This window comes from Mesorhizobium sp. M0833 (assembly GCF_040319905.1).
In the GTDB taxonomy this organism is placed as follows: domain Bacteria; phylum Pseudomonadota; class Alphaproteobacteria; order Rhizobiales; family Rhizobiaceae; genus Mesorhizobium.
On the sequence record NZ_JAMYOQ010000068.1, the window covers coordinates 1 to 6,851 of the forward strand.

At 62.4% G+C, this 6,851-nt stretch carries 6 protein-coding genes; 2 read left to right on the top strand and 4 right to left on the bottom strand.

All coding sequences use genetic code 11. The features are described from left to right. Positions 1-317: 317 nt before the first annotated feature. Together smpB and dapA are read right to left on the bottom strand one after the other, a co-directional pair. Positions 318-797 carry an SsrA-binding protein SmpB gene (gene smpB / locus NKH98_RS32555; protein WP_023768487.1) on the bottom strand — a complete coding sequence of 160 codons (480 nt, stop codon included), beginning with the start codon at positions 795-797 and terminating at the stop codon, positions 318-320. A gap of 25 nt (positions 798-822) precedes the next feature. Continuing rightward, complete coding sequence (gene dapA, locus NKH98_RS32560; RefSeq protein WP_254820184.1) at positions 823-1,704, bottom strand: 4-hydroxy-tetrahydrodipicolinate synthase; 882 nt, start codon at positions 1,702-1,704, stop codon at positions 823-825. Positions 1,705-1,930: 226 nt separating this feature from the next. Between dapA and NKH98_RS32565 the strand changes: the two genes are divergently transcribed. Next, positions 1,931-3,970, top strand: coding sequence for a lytic transglycosylase domain-containing protein (locus NKH98_RS32565; protein ID WP_352904276.1), 2,040 nt, complete (start codon positions 1,931-1,933; stop codon positions 3,968-3,970). Between the two features lie 319 nt (positions 3,971-4,289). Further along, on the top strand, positions 4,290-5,183 hold the full coding sequence (locus NKH98_RS32570; protein ID WP_352904274.1) for an alpha/beta fold hydrolase: 894 nt from the start codon (positions 4,290-4,292) through the stop codon (positions 5,181-5,183). Between the two features lie 192 nt (positions 5,184-5,375). Here the strand turns inward: NKH98_RS32570 and NKH98_RS32575 are convergent, their stop codons facing one another. Continuing rightward, the gene (locus tag NKH98_RS32575; RefSeq protein ID WP_352904275.1) at positions 5,376-6,434 is read right to left on the bottom strand and encodes a tyrosine-type recombinase/integrase; all 1,059 of its coding nucleotides are present in this window, start codon (positions 6,432-6,434) and stop codon (positions 5,376-5,378) included. Positions 6,435-6,672: 238 nt separating this feature from the next. Further along, a partial coding sequence (locus NKH98_RS32580) for a porin (RefSeq protein ID WP_352904277.1) occupies positions 6,673-6,851 on the bottom strand: 179 nt, incomplete at its 5' end.

Consider the following 6,851-nt stretch of genomic DNA (forward strand, 5'->3'; position numbering starts at 1 on the left):
ACTCCGGAACCCTGCGCGTAGCCGCTCAACGGGCATTGCTGGGAAGCGGGAATCTGGAAGGGGCCGTCAAAACTTTTGCAGGTACGGAATTTGGATGTTTGCTCCGACGGGGCTTGTGTGGATTGACACCCGGTAAAGACGGCCACCGCCGCAAGCAGAAGAAAAATTCTGTTTTTCACTGTCAAAGACCCCCGATCCGAAAGGGAAGTAAGATCAAAAATACCGAAAGGTCAAACAGAAAACGATCTGAGAGCGCGACCTCTATTATATTAGAGACGCCACATAAAACCCGACGTCTTAACCGGGTTCTAACTGGTCTAGCCACGCTCTTTCAGCAGCCGGCCCTTCTCGCGCGACCAGTCGCGCTGCTTTTCGGTCTCGCGCTTGTCGTGCAGCTTCTTGCCGCGGCCAACGGCGAGCAGCAGCTTGGCACGGCCCTGGTCATTGAAGTAGATCTTCAGCGGCACCAGCGTCATGCCTTCGCGGTCGACGCTTTGCGCCAGCTTGGCCATCTCGCGCTTGTTGAGCAGGAGTTTGCGGCGGCGGCGTGGCTCGTGGTTAAAGCGGTTGGCCTGCAGGTATTCCGGCAGATAGGAGTTGATCAGCCAGATCTCGCCGCCCTCGACCGAGGCGTAGCTGTCCTGGATGTTGGCCTGGCCCTGGCGCAGCGATTTCACTTCGGTACCGGTCAGCACCAGGCCGGCCTCGATCGTGTCGAGCACCTCATAGGAAAACCGCGCCTTGCGGTTTTCCGCAACGGTCTTGTTGTTAGGATCGGCTTTTCTGACTTGATTCATGATGCGGAGAGGTGGCGCCTCATCCCTAGTTTATCAAGCCGGCGTGCTTCATCGCTGCGTCGATCTTCTCGGCGGTCGACGGCTCGACCGTCATTAGCGGCGAGCGCAGCACGTTTTCGACCTTGCCCAGCTTCGACAGCGCATATTTCGCGCCGGAAACGCCGGGCTCCATGAAAATCGCCTTATGCAGCGGCAACAGACGGTCCTGCAGGTCGAGCGCCTTGGCGCTGTCGCCGGAAAGCGTTGCCTCCTGGAATTCGGCGCAGAGCCTGGGCGCGACATTTGCTGTCACCGAGATGCAACCGACACCGCCATGCGCGTTGAAGCCGAGTGCCGAGGCGTCTTCGCCGGAGAGCTGGATGAAATCCTTACCGCAAGTGGCGCGCTGCTCTGAAACCCGCTCGACCTTGCCGGTAGCATCCTTGACGCCGACGATGTTCTTGAAGTCGTGTACCAATTGCCCCATCGTCTCCGGGCTCATGTCGACCACCGAGCGCGGTGGAATGTTGTAGATGATGATCGGCAGGCTGGTCGCCTTGGCGACGGCGGCGAAATGCGCATAGAGGCCGCGCTGCGTCGGCCTGTTGTAATAGGGCGTGACGACAAGGGCCGCGTCGGCGCCCGCCTTCTCGGCATACTGAACCAGGCCGACCGCCTCTTCGGTGTTGTTGGAGCCGGCGCCGGCGACGACCGGAACCCGGCCCTTGGCGACCTCGATGCAAACCTTGACGACTTGGCGGTGCTCGTCATGCGACAGCGTCGGCGACTCGCCGGTGGTGCCGACCGGGACCACGCCCGTCGTGCCTTCGGCGATCTGCCACGCGATGAACGCGCGAAAGGCTTTCTCGTCGAAACGGCCGCTCTTTTCGAACGGTGTAACGAGCGCGGTCAGCGAGCCTCTCAGCATGTCGTCCAACTCCTTGGGGCCTTTCGGGTTTTGTCGTGCGCGCCTTCTAGCCGAAAGCGAAGCGGCGCACCATAGTCTCGACATTGTTGCGCGGCAAGCATTGCGCCGGCAATCGCAATTCGAACGACCTCGACAAAGTTTCTTTACGGGCCCTTCACCACCGACGAATAGGCTTCGGTTCAACTGTGCCTGTTGTAACGTCGAAGAACAGGAAATGACCAGATCCATGCCGGCCAGGCGGCCTCATCTTTTCGCGCTTTTCGGCGCGATCGTCGCGCTGATACCCGGCGCGGCGATCGGCGGCAGCGTCGATATGCGGGTCACGTCGGCGATCCCGATGACGGCGCCGGACAACGATGCGCTGCCGCAGTCCCCGTCGCCGTCCGCCAGCGTTGCGGTGCTGAAGAGCGGTCTCGACGCGCTGGCGGCAAACGACATTCAGCGCGCGCGCCAGATGCGCGAGGCGCTGCTGGCCAAATCGCTCGACCGGCACATCCTTGCCTGGGCGATAGCGCTTTATGGCGGCGACCAGGTGCCGAGCGGCGACATCGCCGATGCCGCGAAGATGCTGCCGAACTGGCCGGGCACGATCGCCTTGCGCAAGAACAGCGAGCGCGCGCTCTATCGCGAGAACCCCGCGCCACATGTCGTGGTGCGGGCGTTCGACGGCAGCCAGCCGCTGACCTTCGAGGGCGTGGTGATCCTGGCCCGCTCCTATGTAGCGCTGGGCGATACGAAGGCGGCGCGCTCGGTGCTGTCGCCATTCTGGCGCACCGAAAAGCTCGAAGCCAGGGACGAGGCGGCGGTCATCCGCGAGTTCGGCGCGCTGATCCCGGCCGCCGACCATCGCTTCCGCATGGAGCGCATGTTCTATGCCGACCGGGTCGCTTCGGCGCTGCGCGTCGCCGGTCTCGCCGGCGCCCAGCAATTGGCCGACGCCTGGGCGGCAGTCACCAAAGGCGACAAGAACGCGGCCAAGCTGCTGAAGGCGGTGCCGACAGCGCAGCGGGCGGCTGGCTATCTCTTTGCCGAAGCCGAATATCTGCGCAAGCAGCAGAAATTTTCCGACGCCGCCGCGCTGGTGATGAAAGCGCCGGGCGACCGTGACGCGCTGGTCGATCCGGACGCCTGGTGGGTCGAGCGCCGGGTGCTGTCGCGCGAGCTGGTCGACCAGGGCGACATGAAGACCGCCTACAGAATAGTCGCCGCGCACGCCGCCGAAAGTGCCGCCAATGCCGCCGAGGCGGAATTCCACGCCGGCTGGTACGCGCTGCGCGGCCTCAACGATCCCGGCACCGCCGCCAAGCATTTTGCGCGAATCGCGGAGCTCGCCCAAGGGCCGATGTCGCTGTCGCGCGCCTATTACTGGCTCGGCCGCGCTGCCGAAGTCGGCGGACCCGGCAATGCCAAGGATTATTTCAGCCGCGCCGCCAGCTACGGCACGACCTTTTACGGCCAGCTCGCCGGCGAGCGCGTCGGCCGGCAGACCCTGAACATCGTCTACCCCCAGCCAAGTGCCGCCGACCGTCGGAATTTTGCCACCCGCGAGGCGGTCAGCGCCATCAAGCGGCTGCAGGAGGCCGGCTATGACCGCTACGCCGAAACGCTCTACCGCGACCTTGCCGGGCAGCTGAACAGCCCCGGCGAACTTGCGCTGCTTGCGGCGCTGGCGGAAAGACAAGGCAACCATTTCATGGCGCTGAAGGTCGGCAAGATCGCCGGCGCCCGCGGCATCGACGTCGGCGCGCTGTCGCATCCGCTCGGCGTCATTCCCGACACCGCCAACATCACCGGCTCGGGCAAGGCGCTGGCCTATGCGATTGCCCGGCAGGAAAGCGAATTCAACATCGGCGCCGTCTCCAGCGCCGGCGCGCGCGGACTGCTGCAGCTGATGCCGGGCACCGCCAAGCAATTGGCGAAGAAGGCCGGCATGACATTTTCTCAGGCCCGGCTGACCACCGATGCCGGCTACAATGCAACGCTGGGCGCTGCCTTTCTCGGCGAGCAGCTCGGCCGTTTCGATGGCTCCTACGTGCTGACCTTCGCAGGCTACAATGCCGGCCCCGCCCGCGCCGCCCAATGGGTGGCGAAATACGGCGACCCGCGCGGCAAGGACGTCGACGCCATCGTCGACTGGATCGAGCGGATTCCCTATACGGAAACAAGAAGTTACGTCCAGCGCGTGATGGAGAACTACGAGGTCTACAAGATGCGTATCTCCGGCAAATACGACATTGTCGGGGATCTGGTGAACGGCCGGGGGTGACGACCGGGCCTCAAGCCAAGTCAGGCTGCGATCCTCCGCGCCCCCCTCTGTCCTGCCGGACATCTCCCCCTCTAGTGGGGATATTGGCAGCTTCGCTGAGGGGTACTTTTCTGCAACTTGGGATGTTATCGAAAACTGAGATGATGGCCGATCTCCCCCCTTTGAGGGTACGCTTGTGGGGGAGATGGCCGGCACGCCAGAGGGGGGCGCTGTCCGCCGACATCTCGAAGATTCTCAGCGCCGACGCTTCGATTTGACCGTCTCTGCCCTCGCCTGTAGCAGTCGGGAACGATCCGGCAACTGCGAGGAAGCGGTCCATATGGCAATCGAGCAGGGTTTTTCCGATTTCTTCTACGCCGCGCCGGACGGGCTGTCCCTGCACGCCCGCATCTACGGCGAAGCGAATTCCGGCCATTGGCCAGTCGTTTGCCTGCCCGGCCTGACCCGCAATTGCCGTGATTTCCACGAGCTGGCGCTTTATCTGTCGATGCGGGCGAAGCGCAAGGTCGTCGTTTTCGACTATCGCGGGCGCGGGCAGTCCGCCTACGATGCCGATATCGGCCATTACAATATCCGGATCGAAGCTGGCGATATTCTCGCCGGGCTGGCGGCGCTGAGCATCGAGGAGGCTGCCTTCATCGGCACGTCGCGCGGCGGACTGATCATCCATGTGCTCGGGGCGATGCGGCCGGCCGTGCTGAAGGCCATCGTCTTCAACGACATCGGCCCGGTGATCGAGGCGCAAGGTCTCGCCCATATCCGCTCCTATCTCGACACCATGCCAAGGCCGAAGACGTACGCCGAGGTGGTCCGCGACCTGCGCAGCATCCATGGCCCGGATTTTCCGGCCCTGACCGATGCGGATTGGGAGCGGATGGCGTCAGCCCTCTACCGCGAGACCAAGGAGGGATTTCTGCCCGACTTCGACCCGAAACTGGTCGACACGCTGGCGGGCCTAGACCTCACTCAGCCGCTGCCTGATCTGTGGCCGCAGTTCGACGCGCTGGCTGCGGTCCCGATGCTCGTCATACGCGGCGCCAACTCGAAGCTGCTGTCCGCGGAAACACTCGAGCAGATGCGCACGCGCCATGCCGACATCGAAACGATCACGGTCGACGGCCAGGGGCATGCACCGTTCTTGGAGTCCGGGATCCTGCCGGGCAGGATCGCTGGTTTTTTCGAGCGGGCGGAGCGGCGGGGTGGCAGGAAGTAAAGCTCGACCGAGCAAAGTACTTCACGCGCAGGTTTTGCGTCGGCCAAAGCATTCCGACGGCCGTTGACAGTTCCGTTGAAATCTTTCGCAAGGGCGCCTTTCTCCCCGTCACTACAGGGAGAGAAATGCCCGGCAGGGCAATGAGCGGAAGCGCAAACCTGAGCGGCTGGCTGATATCTCACGTCAGATCCGTCAGGATTTGGCGCTTCTCTTTGCGGGCTTTGGGGCCTCGCTTGCGGCTGGCTCACTTTTTGGCTCTCGCCTCGCCGGAGGATGAGAAGACAAAGTGCTTGCACCGCTGATGTCCGAGCCACTGCACCGCGGCGTCTCCAGCACAGTGACGCAGCCGTCGAGGTCGTTGGTGGCCAGATGCGCATAGCGCATGGTCATCGACAGCGTCTGATGGCCGAGCCACATCTGCACGCGCCTGATATCGATGCCGCCCTGGACGAGACGCGAGGCACAAGTATGGCGCAATATGTGCGGCACGACCTGATCGTCGGCGCCAAGCCCGACTTCGGCCTTGGAGTCGTTCCAGATGGCGCGAAACTGCGCCTGGCTGAGCTTGGTGAACGGGCCTTTGGGCCGGCGGCCCTCGGCGGCCGGCAGCTTGATCACCTCTTTTACCCGCTCGGTCATCGGAATGGTGCGGCTGCGGCCGGATTTGGTGATCCAGAAACTGACGCGGTGCTCCTGGATATCGTTCCAGATCAAGCCCAGCGCTTCGCCGAGGCGGCAGCCGGTGTCGACGAGAAAGACGGAAAGCCGATAAGCATCCTCGCTGCGGCTCTTGATGGCGGCGAACAGCCGGGCCTCCTCGTCTCTTTCGAGGAAACGAATCCGTCCCGCCCGCTCCTTCTGGCGGCGGAACTCGGGCAGGCTGTGGATATCCCCCATCTTGTGAGCCTTGCGCAGCAGTTTGCTGAGGGCAGCCATCTTCCGGTTGATGGTTGCGTTGCTGTTGCCGCGCTGACGCAAGGTGCCGATAAGGTTGTCGAGGGTGCTTTGGTCAAAGGCGCTGAAACGCTCCCCAAGGAGGATTTCGTCTATTTCGCCGATGAAGGAGCTGACATTGTATTTGTGCCGGCCATCATCCCAAAGTATGTCCCGGTATGCTGAAAACAGTTCTCCGATCCTATGCGACTTTACTTCTCGTATCTTGTTATAACTGTATTTTATCTTTGTCGCCTGAGAAGAAAATATCGAAAAATGATCAGAGGTTCCTCCCTCTTGAATCGCATCGTTCGTCATTATTCGCCACACCCCCGAGTGGATAGGCCTAGACCTACCTGCTTGGTGGTGCCCTTTCAAGAGTTTTAAGCGCTGCGGGCGATCTCATCCACCACTGGCGGATCCCAACGACATCGTTCCACAACCCTGTTCAGCTACCGAACCCCCTTTTCCTTCTGTTTGCTACCAGTCGCGAAAACAAAAACAGCCCGGGCGTTAAAGCGCCCGGGCTGGATTTCACTTGCTTTAAGTCCAGCCCTTAGAACGAGCGCTGGAAGCGGAGGAGGCCGCCGATGGCGTCGTCGTCATCCGCGTTGGTCCAGTTTGAGTCGCCGACGTTGACGTAGTCGACTTCGGCCGTGATCGTCAGACCGGGGACGATATCGTAGGCGACATTCGCCGCGATGCCGAGGTTCTTGTCGTCGTCATACGACGCCT

Coding starts and splice junctions, on each gene's coding strand:
- smpB (WP_023768487.1), bottom strand. CDS start 797: ATGAATCAAGTCAGAAAAGCCGATCCTAACAACAAGACCGTTGCGGAA.
- NKH98_RS32565 (WP_352904276.1), top strand. CDS start 1,931: ATGCCGGCCAGGCGGCCTCATCTTTTCGCGCTTTTCGGCGCGATCGTC.
- NKH98_RS32575 (WP_352904275.1), bottom strand. CDS start 6,434: ATGACGAACGATGCGATTCAAGAGGGAGGAACCTCTGATCATTTTTCG.
- NKH98_RS32570 (WP_352904274.1), top strand. CDS start 4,290: ATGGCAATCGAGCAGGGTTTTTCCGATTTCTTCTACGCCGCGCCGGAC.
- dapA (WP_254820184.1), bottom strand. CDS start 1,704: ATGCTGAGAGGCTCGCTGACCGCGCTCGTTACACCGTTCGAAAAGAGC.